Annotated in this window: 19 protein-coding genes; 8 read left to right on the top strand and 11 right to left on the bottom strand. The window is 37.5% G+C overall.

Annotated elements, in window-relative coordinates; all coding sequences use genetic code 11:
* Positions 1–125 precede the first annotated feature (125 nt).
* The gene (locus ACFIKY_RS03715; protein ID WP_375661426.1) at positions 126–332 is read left to right on the top strand and encodes a hypothetical protein; all 207 of its coding nucleotides are present in this window, start codon (positions 126–128) and stop codon (positions 330–332) included.
* Here the strand turns inward: ACFIKY_RS03715 and dprA are convergent.
* Genes dprA through ACFIKY_RS03695 form a run of 4 tightly spaced genes read right to left on the bottom strand, consistent with a single transcriptional unit; the run spans position 262 to position 4,358 of the window.
* Positions 262–1,476 carry a DNA-processing protein DprA gene (dprA, locus tag ACFIKY_RS03710; protein ID WP_375661425.1) on the bottom strand — a complete coding sequence of 405 codons (1,215 nt, stop codon included), beginning with the start codon at positions 1,474–1,476 and terminating at the stop codon, positions 262–264. The two genes, ACFIKY_RS03715 and dprA, sit on opposite strands and share 71 nt — an antisense overlap.
* Positions 1,451–2,083: a glycerol-3-phosphate 1-O-acyltransferase PlsY gene (gene plsY / locus ACFIKY_RS03705; RefSeq protein WP_375636079.1), complete on the bottom strand. Its 633-nt coding sequence runs from the start codon at positions 2,081–2,083 to the stop codon at positions 1,451–1,453. Before plsY ends, dprA begins: the two co-directional genes overlap by 26 nt.
* 11 nt (positions 2,084–2,094) lie before the next feature.
* Complete coding sequence (locus ACFIKY_RS03700; RefSeq protein WP_375636080.1) at positions 2,095–3,396, bottom strand: dihydroorotase; 1,302 nt, start codon at positions 3,394–3,396, stop codon at positions 2,095–2,097.
* Positions 3,393–4,358, bottom strand: coding sequence for an aspartate carbamoyltransferase catalytic subunit (locus ACFIKY_RS03695; RefSeq protein ID WP_375636081.1), 966 nt, complete (start codon positions 4,356–4,358; stop codon positions 3,393–3,395). The genes ACFIKY_RS03700 and ACFIKY_RS03695 overlap by 4 nt, the downstream gene beginning before the upstream one ends.
* 125 nt (positions 4,359–4,483) lie before the next feature.
* On the opposite strand from ACFIKY_RS03695, the gene ACFIKY_RS03690 reads away from it, so the two are divergent.
* Entirely contained in the window at positions 4,484–6,103 is a 1,620-nt protein-coding gene (locus ACFIKY_RS03690; protein ID WP_273787944.1) for an acyl-CoA dehydrogenase family protein, read from the top strand.
* Here ACFIKY_RS03690 and ruvX read toward each other — a convergent pair.
* Complete coding sequence (gene ruvX / locus ACFIKY_RS03685) at positions 6,088–6,567, bottom strand: Holliday junction resolvase RuvX (protein ID WP_375636082.1); 480 nt, start codon at positions 6,565–6,567, stop codon at positions 6,088–6,090. The two genes, ACFIKY_RS03690 and ruvX, sit on opposite strands and share 16 nt — an antisense overlap.
* A gap of 138 nt (positions 6,568–6,705) precedes the next feature.
* Here ruvX and gatC point away from each other — a divergent pair, with 138 nt between their 5' ends.
* Together gatC and gatA are read left to right on the top strand one after the other, a co-directional pair.
* Positions 6,706–6,993, top strand: a complete 288-nt coding sequence (gatC, locus tag ACFIKY_RS03680; protein WP_375661423.1) for an Asp-tRNA(Asn)/Glu-tRNA(Gln) amidotransferase subunit GatC — start codon at positions 6,706–6,708, stop codon at positions 6,991–6,993.
* 31 nt (positions 6,994–7,024) lie between these two features.
* Complete coding sequence (gene gatA / locus ACFIKY_RS03675; protein WP_375653098.1) at positions 7,025–8,509, top strand: Asp-tRNA(Asn)/Glu-tRNA(Gln) amidotransferase subunit GatA; 1,485 nt, start codon at positions 7,025–7,027, stop codon at positions 8,507–8,509.
* A gap of 95 nt (positions 8,510–8,604) precedes the next feature.
* Here the strand turns inward: gatA and ACFIKY_RS03670 are convergent, their stop codons facing one another.
* From ACFIKY_RS03670 to ACFIKY_RS03650, 5 genes are all read right to left on the bottom strand, one after another.
* Complete coding sequence (locus ACFIKY_RS03670) at positions 8,605–9,315, bottom strand: ABC transporter ATP-binding protein (protein ID WP_015856419.1); 711 nt, start codon at positions 9,313–9,315, stop codon at positions 8,605–8,607.
* Complete coding sequence (locus tag ACFIKY_RS03665) at positions 9,302–10,084, bottom strand: ABC transporter ATP-binding protein (RefSeq protein WP_015856418.1); 783 nt, start codon at positions 10,082–10,084, stop codon at positions 9,302–9,304. Before ACFIKY_RS03665 ends, ACFIKY_RS03670 begins: the two co-directional genes overlap by 14 nt.
* Entirely contained in the window at positions 10,081–11,139 is a 1,059-nt protein-coding gene (locus ACFIKY_RS03660) for a branched-chain amino acid ABC transporter permease (protein WP_375661422.1), read from the bottom strand. The genes ACFIKY_RS03665 and ACFIKY_RS03660 overlap by 4 nt, the downstream gene beginning before the upstream one ends.
* Positions 11,139–12,215: a branched-chain amino acid ABC transporter permease gene (locus ACFIKY_RS03655; RefSeq protein ID WP_273787948.1), complete on the bottom strand. Its 1,077-nt coding sequence runs from the start codon at positions 12,213–12,215 to the stop codon at positions 11,139–11,141. Before ACFIKY_RS03655 ends, ACFIKY_RS03660 begins: the two co-directional genes overlap by 1 nt.
* 114 nt (positions 12,216–12,329) lie before the next feature.
* Positions 12,330–13,463: an ABC transporter substrate-binding protein gene (locus ACFIKY_RS03650; RefSeq protein ID WP_015856415.1), complete on the bottom strand. Its 1,134-nt coding sequence runs from the start codon at positions 13,461–13,463 to the stop codon at positions 12,330–12,332.
* A gap of 324 nt (positions 13,464–13,787) precedes the next feature.
* On the opposite strand from ACFIKY_RS03650, the gene ACFIKY_RS03645 reads away from it, so the two are divergent.
* From ACFIKY_RS03645 to ACFIKY_RS03630, 4 genes are all read left to right on the top strand, one after another.
* Positions 13,788–14,363 (top strand): cold-shock protein, encoded by a 576-nt coding sequence (locus ACFIKY_RS03645; protein ID WP_015856414.1) that lies wholly within the window; start codon positions 13,788–13,790, stop codon positions 14,361–14,363.
* A 243-nt stretch (positions 14,364–14,606) separates the two neighbouring features.
* A complete protein-coding gene (locus ACFIKY_RS03640; RefSeq protein WP_375636084.1) occupies positions 14,607–15,119 on the top strand; it encodes a DUF192 domain-containing protein in 513 nt (170 codons plus the stop codon).
* The gene (locus tag ACFIKY_RS03635) at positions 15,116–15,889 is read left to right on the top strand and encodes an alpha/beta fold hydrolase (RefSeq protein ID WP_375661420.1); all 774 of its coding nucleotides are present in this window, start codon (positions 15,116–15,118) and stop codon (positions 15,887–15,889) included. Before ACFIKY_RS03640 ends, ACFIKY_RS03635 begins: the two co-directional genes overlap by 4 nt.
* Positions 15,890–16,503: 614 nt before the next feature.
* On the top strand, positions 16,504–16,716 hold the full coding sequence (locus ACFIKY_RS03630; RefSeq protein ID WP_015856411.1) for a DUF3126 family protein: 213 nt from the start codon (positions 16,504–16,506) through the stop codon (positions 16,714–16,716).
* A 44-nt stretch (positions 16,717–16,760) separates the two neighbouring features.
* On the opposite strand, the gene radC is transcribed toward ACFIKY_RS03630, so the two are convergent.
* Positions 16,761–17,555, bottom strand: a complete 795-nt coding sequence (radC, locus tag ACFIKY_RS03625) for a DNA repair protein RadC (protein ID WP_375636086.1) — start codon at positions 17,553–17,555, stop codon at positions 16,761–16,763.
* Positions 17,556–17,565: the final 10 nt, after the last annotated feature.

The following is a 17,565-nucleotide window of genomic DNA, read 5'->3' as shown; positions in this document are numbered from 1 at the left end:
ATTAGAATACACCCTATATAGAATTACACGATTTATTTTCCACTGTTATTACAAAAACATACGACGAAATACTAAGATAACGTCTATTGAGAGGTAGGAGGGGAAATGCTCAAGGATAGAGGATTATGTTTATAAATCATTTAAAAGTTATCCAATATATTACAGACATGTCTAAGCAAATGAATCAGATGGCGCGTCAGGCGCATAGTCCGCTTTTAGCATTGCTTTTGGATATGGTTGCCAAAGAAGGGCAAAGCATTATTAATAGTGCTGAGGCTCTTGGGAAAGATCAAGATTCGACAATGACACACAACCACCAGAGTGTCGAATAAGCTTTCCAGCAAGCTCGAGTTCTACCAACAAGAGGTAGAGAGTTGGAAGTGAAACACCTGTGTGGGTGCTGAGAGTGTCTAAATCGATTGGCGTTGTTGAAAGAGCGGAGAGAACTGCTGCACGTGCTGCATCATCACCTGCTAAAGAGGGACCGCTGTTTTTTTCATCTGCTAAATTGAAATTCTCCTTTTCAAGTTGTAAAGAGGATGGTTCCTCAAAAAAATTGAGTTGCGAATTTGGAAGCGGTGAAATTAATGGCGTAAGTGTTTCTATGATGTCAGAAGGATGTGTGGTGAGTAGAGCACCGTCCTTGATAAGATTGTTTGTACCAACAGATCTTGGATCAAGTGGTGAGCCGGGAATGGCAAAAATTAACCGCCCCATTTCAGCTGCTTGACGTGCGGTAATTAAGGACCCTGAGCGCAGGGCTGCCTCTACAACCAAGAGACCAAGTGATAGAGCTGCAATAATACGGTTTCTTCTTGGAAAGTCGATAGCACGCGGCTTCCAAGAAATGGGCATTTCGCTGATGATGGCTCCACCATTGGCGATAATATCTTCATGCAACTTTTTATTTTCAGGAGGATAGATATGATCAATTCCCCCAGCCATAACTGCAACAGTTCCTGTTTTTAAACTTGCTTGATGCGCAACGCTATCAATTCCACGAGCGAGCCCAGAAATTGTTACAAAGTCTGCTTCTCCGAGAAAACGCGCAAATTGAGCCGTAAGCTTTTTTCCCGCAGCTGAAGCATTTCGAGAACCTATAATTCCAATAGAAGTTTTTTGAAAAATTGAAACATTACCTTTGATAGCAATAAGCGGCGGAGGGGCTTCTGTAACCTTAAGAAAAGCTGGATAATCTGGTTCTCCCATACCGATAAACCGAACACCTAATCTTTTCGCTTTTTGTATTTCTTTTTCTGCATCTTCTAAGCTTGCTATTTTAATAGATACAGAACCACCGCCTTTTCTACTAAGCTCTGGCAGCGCTTCCAGAGCATTTTCTGCTGTTTTATAATGATCAATGAGATTGCGAAAACTCACTGCTCCAATATTTTCACTACGCAACAACCGTAACCAATTTAGACGTTGACGATCAGTGAGCAGGATTCCTTTATTTATCCCCGTTTTGAGTCCCAATCTTACTTTCTTCCCCAATTAATAATCTACCGATATTTGCGTAATGCTTTATATACACAAATATGCTCATCACAATCAGCATAAAATAGAAATAAGGATCGGAAAAGTAAAAAACAAATATCGCAGTTATAACAACAGAAACGAGTGCGGATAATGAAGAATAGCGTGTGAGGAGAAAAATCGTTATCCATACAATAATAAAAATAATTGCTGCAGGCCAATAGATTCCTAAGCAGATCCCTAGATAGGTAGCAACACCTTTGCCGCCTTTAAATTTAAGCCATATGGGGAAAAGATGCCCTAAGAAAACAAAAAAACCTGCTAGAGAAACAAGGATACTATTGTCTAGCGGATCACTAAAAAACTTTATAACGAAAACAACGATAGTTCCTTTCAACATATCACAAAGAAGTGTTAGAGCAGCAAGTTTTTTATTTCCTGTTCGTAAAACATTTGTAGCTCCAATATTGCCGGAACCAATTGTTCTCACATCGCCAAGTTTGGCTAATCTCGTAAAAAGAAGACCAAATGGAATCGAGCCAATGATATAAGATATGAGGAAAATAAACCATGGAGTGGACTGAAAAAATATTTCTGCTTCATTCATTAAAAATCTCATTAAGTTTGTTGATCAAGTTTAAAAACGGTTTTCCCTTTCACAATGGTCTGGAGCACGCGTCCTTGAAAACGTGCATTCTCAAAAGGGGTATTTTTTGAACGTGAATAGAGCTTCTCTTTCGAAACAACCCATGGTTCTTCAAGATCAACCACAATAAGGTCTGCATGAGCACCTTTCTTCAGTGTTCCTGCATTGAGTCCAAAGAGCTTTGCAGGCGCCGTTGACAAAAGTTCAGTTATCCGTAGAAGAGATAGGCTCTCATCATGATAAAGGCGTAAGGCTGCACTCAATAAAGTCTCCATACCAATAGCGCCAACTGCTGCGTCATTAAATGGTAAATGTTTTGTATCTTTACTTTGAGGATCATGAGAAGAGACAATAACATCTATAGTCCCATCCTTTATTGCTTCAATCATTGCTATACGGTCTTCTTCTGTACGCAATGGGGGCATTAAGCGAAAAGAGGTGCGATATTCGCCAATGTCATTTTCATTGAAAGATAAATGATTAATAGATACACCCGCTGAAATTTTCTCACTGCGTTTTTTACCTAAACGAAGTGCATCAGCAGAGAGTGCTGTTGATATTTGAGCGGCATGATAGCGTGTTTGCGTTAATACTGCTAATCGCAGATCCCTTTCAAGTGGGATAACTTCTGCTTCGCGGGGGATGCCAGAAAGACCAAGCCAACTGGCGAGCAGCCCTTCATTCATCACACCTTGTCCTGTAAGATCTTTATCTTGCGTTTCATGCATCAATGGAACATCAAAATCACGCGCATAAGTCATTGCACGTCGCATAACAGATGAACTTTGAAGCGTTTTTTTTCCTTCATAAAAGGCAACAGCTCCTGCATCTTTTAGTAAGCCGAATTCCGCTATTTGCTGTCCGTTGAAACCTTGTGTGATCGCAGCAACGGGATAAATATTGACCGATGACTTTTCTTGTACTGTATGCCTAATAAATTCAACAAGTGCCACATTATCAATGACTGGACGCGTATCTGGCATCATGAGGAAAGAAGTAATACCACCTGCGGCGGCGGATTGACTTGTTGATGCGATTGTTTCACAGTGTTCATTCCCTAATTCTCCAACAAAAACGCGCGCATCAACAAGGCCAGGGAGAATTGCTTTGTTTTGTGCGTTAACAATTTCTGCTTCTTCTGGGAAACCCTGATTCAGAGCATCTTTTCCAGCGGCTATAATCCGTCCATTTTCAACAATAACTGTACCAATTTCATCGACTGCGCGTGAAGGATCAATAATACGAGCATTTTGAAAAACAATTGGTTTTATCATTTTTTTTCTCCACTGATCTTTGCGCGTGAATCTAATAAAGCCTCCATGACCGCCATACGCACTGCAATTCCCATTTCTACTTGTGTATGAATCATACTTTGTGATCCATCTGCTATGTCAGATGCAATCTCTACACCACGGTTTATTGGGCCAGGATGCAGAATAATGGAATCATTTTTGGCATAGGCTAAATTTTCTTTATGTAAGCCAAAATAATGGAAATATTCATGCGTAGAGGGAATAAAAGAACCTGTCATCCGTTCATGCTGTAAGCGTAACATCATGATAACGTCAGCATTTTTAAGACCTTCTTTCATTGTGTTAAAAACCTCAACACTCATATGAGTGATTTCTGCGGGTAAGAGTGTTGAGGGAGCAACAACACGAACACGAGCACCCAAAGCATTGAGACTCAGGATATTGGAACGGGCAACACGTGAGTGTAAGATATCTCCACAAATCGCAACAGTTAATCCTTCAATACGACCTTTTGCTCTTTTAATGGTTAGAGCATCTAATAAAGCCTGTGTTGGATGTTCATGAGCACCATCACCTGCATTAATGACACAACAATCAACTTTTTGCGCTAATAAAGCTGCCGCTCCTGCACTGTTATGGCGAAAAACCAGTATATCCGGCTTCATCGCATTGAGAGTTGCAGCTGTATCAAGTAATGTTTCTCCTTTTTTTACAGATGAGTTGCCGATCGCAAGACTCATCACGTGTGCACCTAGCCTTTTACCCGCTAATTCAAAAGAAGATTGTGTTCGCGTAGAGGCTTCAAAAAAGAGATTAATTTGAGTCCGTCCATGCAAAGTAGATTTTATTTTATCAATTTTGTTAGAAAGGATAACATTTGCTTCTGCACGATCAAGCAATGTATTAAGATCTTGTACACTTAGATCTTTAATAGCTAAAAGATGTTGATGAGGGAAAAGTGGAAAAAAATTATCTTGAATCATAGCATTCTTCTTTATCTCTCTCTAAACAGGTTAAACAAGCATTTGTTTGAATATGATAAATGTTTCTTAACTCTAAAAAGACAAATAGTCTATGATATGAATGGTTTGAATGTAGGAATATACCTATGAGTGCTGTATCTGCGCAAAATAATCGTCGAAAAAATACATTTCTTAGCGATACGCTTATGTTTCGTATTGCCTCTACTTTGCCTAAGTTTTTGTTAGCAAGTTTTGAAGAAATAGGAGATTTTGCAGCGAGTCGAGAAGCATGGAAACTCTCTTGCTTGGCAAATCATTATAAGCCTTTATTGTGTTATAATGATGAATGGGGGCAACCGACGGAAAAATTAGAGATCCATTCTTCCTATCAAGCTCTTCAACAATATTCTAGACAAGCTGGTTTGGTTACCTCACTTTGGGAAAATACGAGCTCAGAAAATGGAGTACGCTATCAAGCGCGTGCGATTCGTTTAGCTTTATCTGCTGGTTTAGAAACAGGACATTTGAATGAAGTTATCATAACGAGTGCAGCTATTGCTGTGTTAATTAGTGATATTGAGCTCTTCAAAAAATGGCAAAATGTACTTTTATCACGCCAATATGATTCCTCATCAAAGCCTATTCATCATAAAAAGGCTGCTTCTCTAACTTGTGCATTTGATGATATTGAAAAATACGCTTTTAATTTTCCAAGTGTTAAGAAGATTTCTTTCGATGAAAGTATGGAACGTGATCTATATCGTTTAAATGTTGTAAAAACCAATGTTATTAATCCTACCGCTGACGGATATCTTGTTAGTGCAGATTTAAATGGTCATTTAAGTTGTTTTTTTATTCCACGCATACAAGAAAATGGCGCATTAAATGGATTTATATCGATTCGTCATTTAATTCAGCGTTCTGGAGAACTTTTAACACCAGAGGGGGTTGTTGATTTCCAAGGCAGTTATGGTTGGCTTTTGGGAAATGCTGGAGAAGGGCTTAAAGTTATTAAAGATATCGAGACGATGATGCGTTTCGATCAATCAGTAATATCGGCAGGTGTTTTGCGAGCGGCTCTTCAATTTGGCATAGATTTTTTCCGGAAAAAAATGCCCAATCAACCTTTACCACCACTGACAGAACGTATTTTTGCAGATATTGCATTAGATATAGCTGCTTCACAAGCATTGGTTTTGCGTTTAGCGAGAGCATTTGACAATGCAGCAAATGACCGTTCTGAAGCAGCTTTTGCCCGCATTATGACACCTATTATTGCTTATCACGTAAGTCAATTGGTTGTGCCTATTATTGGCGAAATTATTGCACAACTTGGTATTGAAAGTTTTATAGAGAATAATCCATTATCGCAAATGTTGCATAATGGGCCTGCACGAATTGTGAGAAATAGTTCTGCTAATCAATTGGTAAAGGATGCCATTCTTATTGCTGAAAAAGCACCGGGACTGTTTCAGAAATTGTTAGAAAAAATTGCTCTTGATATTGGACCAGCGGGACCACGAGCAATTGAAATTATTAAGTCAGCAGGTGATATGGCATCAGCAAATGAAGGTGCAGGAAGGTTTTTTGTTGAACAGGTAGCCTATGCAGCAGCAGCAGCAGCATTACGTTCTACAGACATAGAACATGTTGCAAATGCCTATATGGAAAGCCGTCTTGGGGGACAGTGGAGATCTTCCTACGGGATGCTCATTGCACGATATAATGCAGGGCATTTGCTCAATGTCCTCTATCCTTCCATATGATGAAAGTTTTGAATTCTATTGAGAGCACCTTGCAATATAAAAGCAGCGGCTGCCGAATCAATTCGGCTTGCTCTTTTAGCGCGCGATACATTCATTTCTAGAAGAGAACGCTCTGCAGCAATTGTTGACAAACGTTCGTCCCAAAAAACAAATGGAATTTTTGTATAAGCTTTCATATTGCTCACAAAAGCTCTGGTTGCTTGAACACGAGAACCGCTGCTCCCATTCATGTTAAGGGGTAAGCCGATGATAATAACGCCTACATTTTCACGGTCAAAAGTTTTAATAAGTGTGTAAGCATCTTCTGTAAATTTTTTTCGCTGTAGTACAGGACGCGGATTTGAGACAGTCAGCCCCATATCAGAAATCGCAATTCCGATAGTTTTTGTCCCTAAATCTAAGCCTGCTATTGTTTGTCCAGGCAAAAGATGTGTCATAACTTCGTTTATATTAATAACGGTCATAAGGGTATAATGCGTTTTTTAATGTTTCAGATCTAATGGTTATATTCTTCATTCATGTTATCTAATATTCTTGCGCTTGCAAGCTCAGCCTTGTATAGCCAGAATAAAGATTAATAAAAACAGAAAGGCGTAAATAGTATGTCTGTTGATCAAGAGACCATCAAGCGGGTCGCACATTTAGCGCGGATTGCTATCCACGATGATGAGATAGAACCTGTGACAAAAAAATTCAATGCTATTTTAGGTTTTGTAGAGCAATTGAATGAAGTTGATGTCAGTGGAGTTGAGCCATTAACATCTGTGATGCCGATGACTCTACGAATGCGTGAAGATAGTGTTACAGATGGCGATAAAGCAGCAGATATTGTAGCCAATGCCCCTGTTACAGAAGAAAATTTTTTTCTTGTCTCAAAAATTGTTGAGTAACTTTTTATATTTTTGAAATTTGAGAACCAATATGACCGATTTAACAACCCTCACAATTGCGCAAGCTCGTGATTCTCTAACAAAGAAAAATCTCAAAGCAACAGAATTAACGGAAGCTTATTTACAAGCAATAGAATCAGCTAATCCAATTTTGAATGCTTATGTAACAATAACAGCAGAACAGGCAATGAAAATGGCTGCTGAATCAGATAGTCGCTTAGCGAGAGGGCAGGGAGGGCTTTTAGAAGGAATTCCTTTGGGGATTAAAGATCTTTTTGCAACCTATGGTGTTCATACTCAAGCCTGTTCACATATCCTTGATGGTTTTAAACCGCATTATGAATCAACTGTCACGGCTAATTTATGGCAAGACGGTGCTGTAATGTTAGGAAAACTTAATATGGATGAGTTTGCTATGGGCTCATCCAATGAAACATCATATTATGGTCCCGTTATTAATCCGTGGAGAAAAAAAGACTCGAATGAAAAACTCGTACCCGGTGGTTCTTCGGGAGGATCTGCTGCCGCTGTTGCTGCACAAATTTGTGCCGGTGCAACTGCAACCGATACAGGTGGCTCAATACGTCAACCAGCAGCTTTTACTGGAACTGTAGGAATAAAGCCAACTTATGGACGTTGTTCACGGTGGGGCGTTGTTGCATTTGCTTCATCCCTTGATCAAGCTGGACCTGTTGCTAGAGATGTTCGTGATTGTGCTATCTTACTAAGATCAATGGCCTCTTTTGATGAAAAAGATTCTACTTCCGTGAATTTACCAGTTCCTGATTATGAAAGTTATCTTGGTCAATCAATTAAAGGAATGAAAATTGGTATCCCAAAAGAATATCATATGGATGGAATGTCTCCAGAAATTATTGAGCTTTGGAAAAAAGGCATAAGTTGGTTAAAGGAAGCAGGAACTGAGATTAAGAACATTTCTTTGCCTCATACAAAATATGCTCTACCTTCTTATTATATTATAGCTCCTGCAGAAGCCTCTTCTAATTTAGCGCGTTATGATGGTGTGCGTTTTGGTCTACGCGTGCCTGGAAAAGACATCATTGAGATGTATGAAAACACGCGCTCTGTTGGTTTTGGTGATGAAGTCAAGCGACGTATTTTGGTTGGGACTTATGTTCTTTCATCTGGTTATTATGATGCCTGTTATCTAAGAGCTCAAAAAGTAAGAACACTCGTAAAACGTGATTTTGATCAATGTTTTGCTTCAGGCATTGATGCTATTCTGACACCAGCAACACTAACACCTGCCTTTGGTATAGCTGATGAAAAAATAAAAAATGATGCTGTAGCAATGTATCTTAATGACATTTTTACGGTACCCGTTAATATGGCTGGTTTACCAGGAATCTCTGTTCCTGCAGGTCTGTCATCAAATGGTTTACCTCTAGGATTGCAATTGATTGGTAAACCTTTTGCTGAAGAAGTCATTTTTCAGATAGCGCACATTATTGAAAAAGAAGCAGGGATATTCAGTGCAGAAAAATGGTGGATGTAATAATCAAACTTTACAAAGGAGCATTTCTCATTGAGAACGAGAAATGCTTTTTTAAAAGGTGGAGGGATGAGCTCTATTTCCTCAATTCGTAGTCTTTATCCACCAAGATAGGCTTCTTTAACACGCGAATCAGAGAGCATAGTTTTACCTTCACCGTGAAATAAAATATGTCCTACCTCTAAAATATAAGCATAGTCAGCTATAGAAAGCGCAGCAAATGCATTTTGTTCAATAAGAAGAACAGTTTTTCCCATCTCATTAATTTTTCTAATAATCGAAAAAATTTCTCGAACGAGAAGCGGAGCCAATCCCAACGATGGTTCATCTAATATGACCATATCAGGATTGCTCATGAGTGCACGGCCCACAGCAACCATCTGTTGTTCACCACCTGACATTGTTCCTCCCAACTGTTTTGCTCTTTCTCGTAGGCGCGGAAAAAGATCAAATATCCATTCAATATCACGGGAAATTCCCTGCTTATCATGACGGATATAAGCACCTAGATGAAGATTCTCTAAAACAGTGAGATGGGGCATGATACGGCGTCCTTCAGGACTTAGAGCAATACCTAATCGCAAAATCTCTTCTGGTGATTTTTTAATAATAGATTTGCCATTATAGGTAATTTTTCCATAAACAGAGCGATTAAGTCCTGTAATAGAACGTACAATACTGCTTTTTCCAGCACCATTGGCTCCAATTAAAGTGACAATACTTCCCTTTTTTATGGACATAGAAAGATTTTGGACAGCTTTAATGGCGCCATAATGAACGTAAAGATTTTTTATTTTAAGAATATCCATAAACATCTCCGCCAAGATAAGCTTCAATAACTTTAGGGTTATTACGAATTTCATCTGGTGTACCATTGGCAATGCAACAGCCATATTCCATAACCAAAATATGTTGGCAAAGCCCCATAACCACTTTCATATCGTGCTCAATAAGAAGAATTGTAAGATCAAAGTCTTTTTGCACTTTTGCTATGAATTTTCTAAGATCTTCACTTTCTTGTGGATTCATGCCAGCAACAGGTTCATCAAGAAGAAGCAATTTGGGCTTTGTGGCTAACGCGCGTGCAATTTCTAGACGTCGTTGCACACCATAAGGTAAAGCTGTTGCCGATTGATTGGCAAGGTGATCAAGCTGTAGCTGCTCAAGGAGCTCCAAGGAATTTTTATAAACTTCCTTCTTTTCTTTCATTGCTTTTGAAAAAAATAGAGCTGAAGAAAACCAAGGATATTTTTGTCGAACATGCGCTCCTACCATAACATTCTGCAAAACCGTTAACCCTGAGAAAAGACGAATATTTTGAAATGTTCTGGCAATATGGCGTCTACAGATAATATAAGGAGGCGCTCCAGAAATTTTTTGCTCATCAAAAAGAATGACGCCGCTTGTAGGAGCATAAAATCCAGAAATCATATTGAAAACGGTTGTTTTTCCAGCGCCATTGGGACCAATTAATCCAGTAATACTTCCTCGTTTAATTGCCATATTAATATTATTTACAGCAACTAATCCGCCAAAACGCATTACAATATTATTGAGTGAAAGGATGGTGTCGTTCATAGCTTTCCCTCAGTATTAGAAAGCTTTTTGCGTGTCAAAAAGCTATAAATTCCATTCCATGAGAATTCTCGTTGTCCCATCAACCCTTTTCTCCAAAACAAGATAATTACCAGCAATAAAAGAGAAAAAACAACCATACGAAGCCCTGGTGTTTCTGGAATATGTATGAAACCTAAGTCAAATGGATTTTCAATAATACGAAGCCATTCAAGCATAACTGTAATAATAATGCTGCCAATAATACTTCCTGTAATTGAGCCGAGACCACCAGCAACTACAATCATCAAAATATTAAAAGTTAGAAGAAAATTAAACATTTTGGGATCAATGGTTGAAATAAGAGCAGCCATTAATGCTCCACCTATACCTGCAAAAAACGCTCCAACAGTAAAAGAAAAACTACGGTAGAAAAAAGCGTTAATTCCCATAGTTTTCGCAGCAATTTCATCATCACGAATGGCACGTAATACGTTACCAGTATTGCTTTGCAGTAAAAGGACAATAAAGAGAACAGTAAATGCTAACCAACCATAGTTCCACCATAATGTTGCATTTTGAGGTATTCCCTTGATACCTAAAGAGCCATTTGTAAGCGATGTTGCGTTCGTAATGACAATGCGAATAATTTCTGCAAAACCCAATGTTGCAATTCCAAGATAATCACCACCAAGACGTAATATTGGCAAAGCAATCAATAAACCTACAACTGCAGCACATAAACCACTTATAACAACAGCGACAAAAAAAGGTAATTGCAGATGATACAATGGTTCAGCGATAGGCTCCAGAATCCACATCATTTCTTTTTGTTCAGGGGAAAGAAGTAAAATTGCGCAAACATAAGCACCAATAGCCATAAATCCAGCATGTCCAAGAGAAAACATACCTGTGAAACCGTAAATCAAATTAAGCGAAATTGCCAATATCGCATTAATAGCAATCAGATTTATGATACGAAGCGTATAGTCATTAAAATGGCTATCAGCATAAAATAAAAAACCTATGAGAACTAAAACACTTATACAAGATAAAACAGTTGTCACTGACTTTGCCATTAGATTTTCTCCTGACTTTTTTTACCCATTAATCCTGTGGGCAATATCAATAAAATCAGAATCAATAAAATGAAAGCGAAGGCATCTCGATATCCAGATAGCGCGGGGAAAAATGCGATAATCATAATTTCAATAAACCCTAATAACAATCCTCCCAACATTGCTCCTGGTATCGAACCAATACCTCCGATAACAGCAGCGATAAATGCTTTGAGACCAGGAAGAACGCCCATATAAGGCTGAATTTGAGGATAACGTAAAGACCACATAATACCTGCTATAGCGGCAAGAGCTGAGCCTATTCCAAATGTAAATGCAATAACTTTATTGACAGACACACCCATCAAACGCGTCGTTTCAATATCATGGGAGATTGCACGCATAGCAAGACCCGGTTTTGTTTTATGGATAATCCATAACAGTAAAACAATAAGAATCAATGACACAACGGGAACGATCAGAGACATGGGAGCAATTCTAATGATACCATCTGCTCCTGATCCTAAATGCCATAAAAATGGTGTTACAAGAAAATCTGGTTGTTTTACACCTTTCGGAACACCACTAAAGAGTACAGTAGAAAGATTTTCAATAAAAAAAGAAACACCAATTGCACCGATAAGCGCCGAGATACGCGGAGCATGGCGTAGAGGTTTATAGGCAAGTTGATCAACAATAATACCCACTGCACTTGTAATAAAAATGGAAAAACAAAGAGCTAAAACCCAAATCGGGGTAAAATCTTGTGGAGAAATTTTAAAATAATAAACAAAACCTAACGCAAGGATTAAAAAAACAGCAATCCAGTAAATTGAAGGGCGCCTTTTAAACCCTATAAAGACCGAATAATAAATAAGAGCCGCGAGAAACAAAAGAAGAAGTGCTGCCCAAGCAGGCATAAAGCTAATTGTGGAAAAGAAAACAAAATATGCTCCCAGCATAAAGATATCACCGTGAGCAAAATTAATGAGTCTCAGTATACCGTAGACCATGGTGTAACCAATAGCGATAAGCCCATAAAGAGATCCCAATGCCAGTGCATTAAAAAAATACTGGATGAACATTTCAGTGCTCATCTCTCATCCTTCCACATTTGTTAATTTACATAGGATAACAAGAAATTTCTAAGTTTTTGGTTGAGAAAAAGATCCTCAACCAATTCTTGCATTTTAATAAGTAAAACTTTTTAATTAAAAAGCAGGTTTAACCTCTTCTAAATAAACACGTTTTCCATCCTGTATTTTAATGATACCAATAGGAATCTTAGGGTTATGATTTTCATCCATTGACATATCACCGAAGGGGGTTTGAAAATCTTTTAATTTGCTAAGAGCGATAGTAATTTTTTCACGATCAGCGCTACCAGCATTTTCAATAGCCTTCATGAACATCATATAACTCGTATATCCCAAAACAGAATTGATATTCGGCTCTTTGTCAGGATACTCTTTTTTCCATTCTGCTGTGAATTCTTGCGCAGCTACTGACATATTTGGCATATCCTCACTATAGGGAAGTGTCGTATGTAAGAAACCTTCTGAAGCTTTTCCTGCAATCGCAATGGTTTCTGGATTATCCATAGCATCTCCACCCATAATTTGAAACTTTGCTCCTAATTCTCGTGCTTGTTTCATAATGATAGCACCCTCAGAAAAGTAAGATGGAATGAATAAGATATCAGGTTTTTGCGCGATAATTTGCGTAAGAACAGCTGAAAAATCCTGATCTCCGGAATTATAGTTTAAATTTGAGACAACTTCACCACCTAATTTTTTGAAAGCACGCATAAAGTAGCTTGCAAGACCAATGGCATAATCGTTTGAAATATCTTTGAGGATAGCTGCTTTTTTTGCGTGTAAAGTTTGACTTATGTAAGTCGCGATTCCCACTCCTTGATAGGAATCAATAAAACAAGCGCGGAAATAATATTTTTTACCCTGTGTAACAAGAGGACTTGTTGAGGAAGTTGCAATGGTTGGAGTCTTTGCTTTTTCAGATATTTCACCACCTGCCAACGAAAGCGAGGAACCATAGCTACCAATGATTCCACTTACTTTTTCACTTGCTGTTAAACGCATAACAGCATTAGCTGCTTCTACTTTATCAGACTTATTATCAATAATAACAAGTTCTACTTTACGTCCTAAAATTTCTGGAATTTTTTTATGGGCTAATTCTATACCTCTAATTTCAAGCTGACCTCCAAATGCATTTTGACCACTTAATGGAAGATAAACACCAATTTTGATAGGTTCACTTGCATAAACATTTGCAGTAAATGCCATGAATGCTGTGATTGTCGTAAGGATTTTCTTCAATTGCATTGCGCATTTTCCTTAATTGAATTGTTGTTTTTTCACCTTATATTGAACTTCTTCATCATGCAAGTTACACATTTATGAAAATATCATTATGTAAAAAAACCTTTCATATAACCTCTTTTGTAGGGCACTCCTTGTAAGATATGTAAAGCTTACAATCAAATAGTTTTATAAATATTCATGTTGATATTCTCTGACATTAACATAGAAGATACGACAATATGGGGAAATCTTATCTTGGGGCTTGCGTGTTGATACAAGAGCAATGTTTACTTAAACCTAGAGAATCAATATCGTACAATTTATAAGCTACAGGATCACGTTATTATGACGAGTAAGGATGCATTAAAAGATTGTCCCCTATCTGAAGATAGTATAGGTGCTTGTGGGGAGATTATCGAAATCAGTGGTGTCATTAAGTGGTTTGATGGTAGTAAGGGGTATGGATTTATTGTACCTGATTTACCTCATTTCCCCGATATATTATTGCATGTTACGGTAATGCGAAGGGATGGTTTTCAAACAGCTTTGGAGGGAGCAAAAGTTATTTGTGCTGTGGAAAAAACTGAAAGAGGATTAAAGTGCGTTCAGGTGAAATCCATAGATTGTTCTTCAGCAATTCATCCATCAGAAGTTCCAGCCCGTACCCATGTTGTTGTTACTCCAGAAAGTGGACTAGAACGTGCAATTGTTAAATGGTTTAATCGTGACAAAGGATACGGTTTTCTTAGCCGTGGGCAAGGAACAGAAGATATTTTTATTCATATGGAAACGTTGCGCCGTTTTGGTTTAGCAGAGCTTCGTTCCGGCCAAGTTGTTCTTGTACGTTTTGGTAAAGGAGAAAAAGGTTTAATGACAGCAGAGATTTATCCGGATATAGGCATTCCTTTAGCTACGCATTGAATTTCACAAATAAAAACAGTATGTTTTTAAAGGGGGTTATTCCGTAAATTTCTATAGAGGTAGGTTTTTAAAGAAAATATGGCTCTAGTGAATCCATAAACCAAATGGAGAAAGTTGCGCGTATTACGTTGAAAGAAACTAGAAAACAACAAGGGGGCACCCCTCTTATTTTTTTGACTTTTAAACTCTGGTACTTTTTATTTTAGAAACAAAATTTAAAAATTTTCTGTGGTGGAGACAAGAATGTTAAAGCCTTTTAAAAAGGGGTATATTGTTTTATTGGTAATGCTTTTTATGTTAGAAATGCGTGTTGTTGTAGCAAAAAAGCCCATAGAGATTCCTGTTCATCCGATTCCTTTAGAAATACATACAAAGCAAGGTACGGTTTATTATAAGGTAGAGATTGCTTTTACGCCGTCTCAAGCCGCGGCTGGTTTAATGTATCGGACTGATTTTCCACGCGATCGTGCAATGCTCTTTAAGCAGCTAAAAAGTTCTCAATCGGGAGATGAACAGAAAATTTTTATGTGGATGGCAAATACGCCTTTACCTTTAGATATGATTTTCTTAAACTCTGAGGGAATTATTGTATCGATTATTGAAAACACTTCTCCATTTTCGACAAATACCATTTCATCGGAAGTTCCTGCAGCTTTTGCACTTGAGATTAATGCTGGTGAAGTTTCTGAAAAAAAGATACAAAAAGGGCAACGTGTTATTCATCCTGTACTTTGTGGAAAGTGCAATAAAAAATGACCGCTGAAGATATTCGTTTTTTTGAATATAATGGTTTGCGATTTGCTTATCGAGAAGAAGGGCAGGGTGCGCCTGTTTTGTTGATCCATGGTTTTGGATCTTCTGCACGAGTGAATTGGTATGCAACGGGTTGGTTTCGCATTCTCACTGAAGCAGGATATCGTGTTATTGCTCTTGATAATCGCGGTCACGGAGATTCAGTTAAAAGTTATGACCCTGTTTTTTATACACCTCAAGCTATGGCTGGCGACGCAATAAAGTTACTACAGCATTTAGAGATATCTAAAGCCCATGTTATGGGATATTCTATGGGGGCTCGTATTAGTGCTTTCATGGCTCTTTTGCATCCAACATATGTACACAGTGTCATTTTTGGTGGTTTAGGTATTGGTATGGTAACGGGAGCGGGAAATTGGGAGCCTGTTGCTGAGGCACTTTTAGCAGAAGATATTTCTACTATTACTAATACGCGCGGTTTAATGTTCCGTAAATTTGCAGATCAAACGAAAAGCGATAAACGTGCTCTTGCTGCTTGTATTATCACATCAAAACAGGAGTTAACGGCATCTGAAGTTTACAAAATTAAGCAACCTGCACTTGTTGTCGTTGGTTCATTAGATGAAATTGGCGGTGCAGCAGAGCCGTTAGCAGCTTTATTGCCTTGTGGTGAAGCTTTATCAATTCCTGGTCGAGATCATATGCTTGCTGTAGGCGATAAAGTTTATAAAAAAGGCGTTATAGATTTTCTTTCTCGTTATCCTATAAGATAAGCATTCTTCATAGGTTCTAGCATTCACAAAAATACTCAATATTTTTATCTCGTATAAATTGAAAAACGCTTATTTAAAAATTTTTCTATTGTGACATAAGTTTTTTATAAAAAATGGGAAGAAAGCTAAACTCTTATTAGCCTATTTTGTATATTTTTTAGAGATGTAATTCTTCTAGGGTTAGATAATTATACTTTAAAATTTATTAAAAAGAATTATTTTTGAATGATATAATAATATTTTTTTCTAAAAAATGTAATTTTAAATAAAAAAAGTATTATTATTTTTATCCTTTATAAAAGGAACAAAATTATAAATTATTGATCAATTTTTCTTACGAATATGCATTCTAAATGCGTATGCTAAAATTGGAGATAAAGTAAAATTATTAAAAATATACAGTTTTTGCCATTTTTTAATCTATACGGGTATATTTAATAATGATAGAATCCTTTTGTAAAAGTTTTTTATAAATGTATAAAGCGCGTTGTAAATATATGTAATATTAAGTAAATATTCAGATTAAGCTTTTTTACTAACTTTACAGAATCATGAGGTTGTCTTATTTGCGCGACACGCAGTTATTTAAATCGTTAAAAAAACAGGAGAGCATAGTGAATGCTGATGAAATAAAAAAACTTGATAATTATTTAAAAAATATATTCCAAAACTCAGCATTGCAAGTTAGAGCACGGCCTAAAAAGAGTGATTCTTGTGAGGTTTATATGGGAGATGAGTTTTTAGGCATTATCTATCGAGATGAAGATGAAGATGAGCTCTCCTATAATTTCTCAATGGCTATATTAGATATTGATTTAGAAAATTGATTTGTTGTTCATAGTTGAATGAAGTCTTTTTTATCCCATAAGATTTATATAAGTTTTAATGCTTTAAAGCTCGTATGATTATTTCGTGCAATAATAAGATGGTCATGGATAATAATGCCTAACGCATTTGCTGCATCTTTTAATCTATATGTCATTGTTATATCTGCATCAGAGGGGGTGGAATCGCCAGAAGGATGATTGTGGACTAAGATAAGTCCTGATGCGGATAACTCTAAAGCTCGAGAAATAACTTCACGAGGATAAACAGGGGTATGATCAATGGTTCCAGTTTGTTGCACCTCATCAGCAAGTAAGCCGTTTTTCTTATCAAGAAACAAAATACGAAATTGTTCACGTGTTTCGTGAGCCATAACAGCTTTACAATAAGCTAACACTTTATCCCATGATGAAAAAATATCGCGTTTAAACAATTGCGCACGAGCAAGACGTCCAGCAACATCTGAAATAATTTTTAAATCAATTGCAGTGGCGGGACCACATCCTGGAATTTCTTGAAGTCGGTGAATATCTGCTCCCAACACATCAGCTAATGAACCAAAACGTGCTATCAAATTTTTAGCTATGGGTTTTGTGTTTGCACGGGGTATTGTACGAAAAAGCAATAATTCAAGATATTCATAATCTTCGATTGCATTTCCTTTTGACTTTAAATAACGCTTCCGAAGACGCTCACGGTGTCCTTGATAATGTTTATGGAGCTGTGCGTTTTTCTGAGGGTCTTCACTTTTTCTTTCTGATACTGGGGTGAGTGGAGAACTCGATGTTAATGCAAAGTGATCACTTTGAGTATTTTCCTTTTGATTTAATTTTTTAGCCATAACATCTCTA

Source organism: Bartonella sp. CR127HXZ (assembly GCF_042194555.1).
Classification (GTDB): Bacteria; Pseudomonadota; Alphaproteobacteria; order Rhizobiales; family Rhizobiaceae; genus Bartonella; species Bartonella grahamii.
This window is presented reverse-complemented; position numbering and strand designations above follow the sequence as displayed.

Coding starts and splice junctions, on each gene's coding strand:
- ACFIKY_RS03715 (WP_375661426.1), top strand. CDS start 126: ATGTTTATAAATCATTTAAAAGTTATCCAATATATTACAGACATGTCT.
- plsY (WP_375636079.1), bottom strand. CDS start 2,083: ATGAATGAAGCAGAAATATTTTTTCAGTCCACTCCATGGTTTATTTTC.
- ACFIKY_RS03700 (WP_375636080.1), bottom strand. CDS start 3,396: ATGATAAAACCAATTGTTTTTCAAAATGCTCGTATTATTGATCCTTCA.
- ACFIKY_RS03695 (WP_375636081.1), bottom strand. CDS start 4,358: ATGATTCAAGATAATTTTTTTCCACTTTTCCCTCATCAACATCTTTTA.
- ACFIKY_RS03690 (WP_273787944.1), top strand. CDS start 4,484: ATGAGTGCTGTATCTGCGCAAAATAATCGTCGAAAAAATACATTTCTT.
- ruvX (WP_375636082.1), bottom strand. CDS start 6,567: ATGACCGTTATTAATATAAACGAAGTTATGACACATCTTTTGCCTGGA.
- gatC (WP_375661423.1), top strand. CDS start 6,706: ATGTCTGTTGATCAAGAGACCATCAAGCGGGTCGCACATTTAGCGCGG.
- gatA (WP_375653098.1), top strand. CDS start 7,025: ATGACCGATTTAACAACCCTCACAATTGCGCAAGCTCGTGATTCTCTA.
- ACFIKY_RS03670 (WP_015856419.1), bottom strand. CDS start 9,315: ATGGATATTCTTAAAATAAAAAATCTTTACGTTCATTATGGCGCCATT.
- ACFIKY_RS03665 (WP_015856418.1), bottom strand. CDS start 10,084: ATGAACGACACCATCCTTTCACTCAATAATATTGTAATGCGTTTTGGC.
- ACFIKY_RS03660 (WP_375661422.1), bottom strand. CDS start 11,139: ATGGCAAAGTCAGTGACAACTGTTTTATCTTGTATAAGTGTTTTAGTT.
- ACFIKY_RS03655 (WP_273787948.1), bottom strand. CDS start 12,215: ATGAGCACTGAAATGTTCATCCAGTATTTTTTTAATGCACTGGCATTG.
- ACFIKY_RS03650 (WP_015856415.1), bottom strand. CDS start 13,463: ATGCAATTGAAGAAAATCCTTACGACAATCACAGCATTCATGGCATTT.
- ACFIKY_RS03645 (WP_015856414.1), top strand. CDS start 13,788: ATGACGAGTAAGGATGCATTAAAAGATTGTCCCCTATCTGAAGATAGT.
- ACFIKY_RS03640 (WP_375636084.1), top strand. CDS start 14,607: ATGTTAAAGCCTTTTAAAAAGGGGTATATTGTTTTATTGGTAATGCTT.
- ACFIKY_RS03635 (WP_375661420.1), top strand. CDS start 15,116: ATGACCGCTGAAGATATTCGTTTTTTTGAATATAATGGTTTGCGATTT.
- radC (WP_375636086.1), bottom strand. CDS start 17,555: ATGGCTAAAAAATTAAATCAAAAGGAAAATACTCAAAGTGATCACTTT.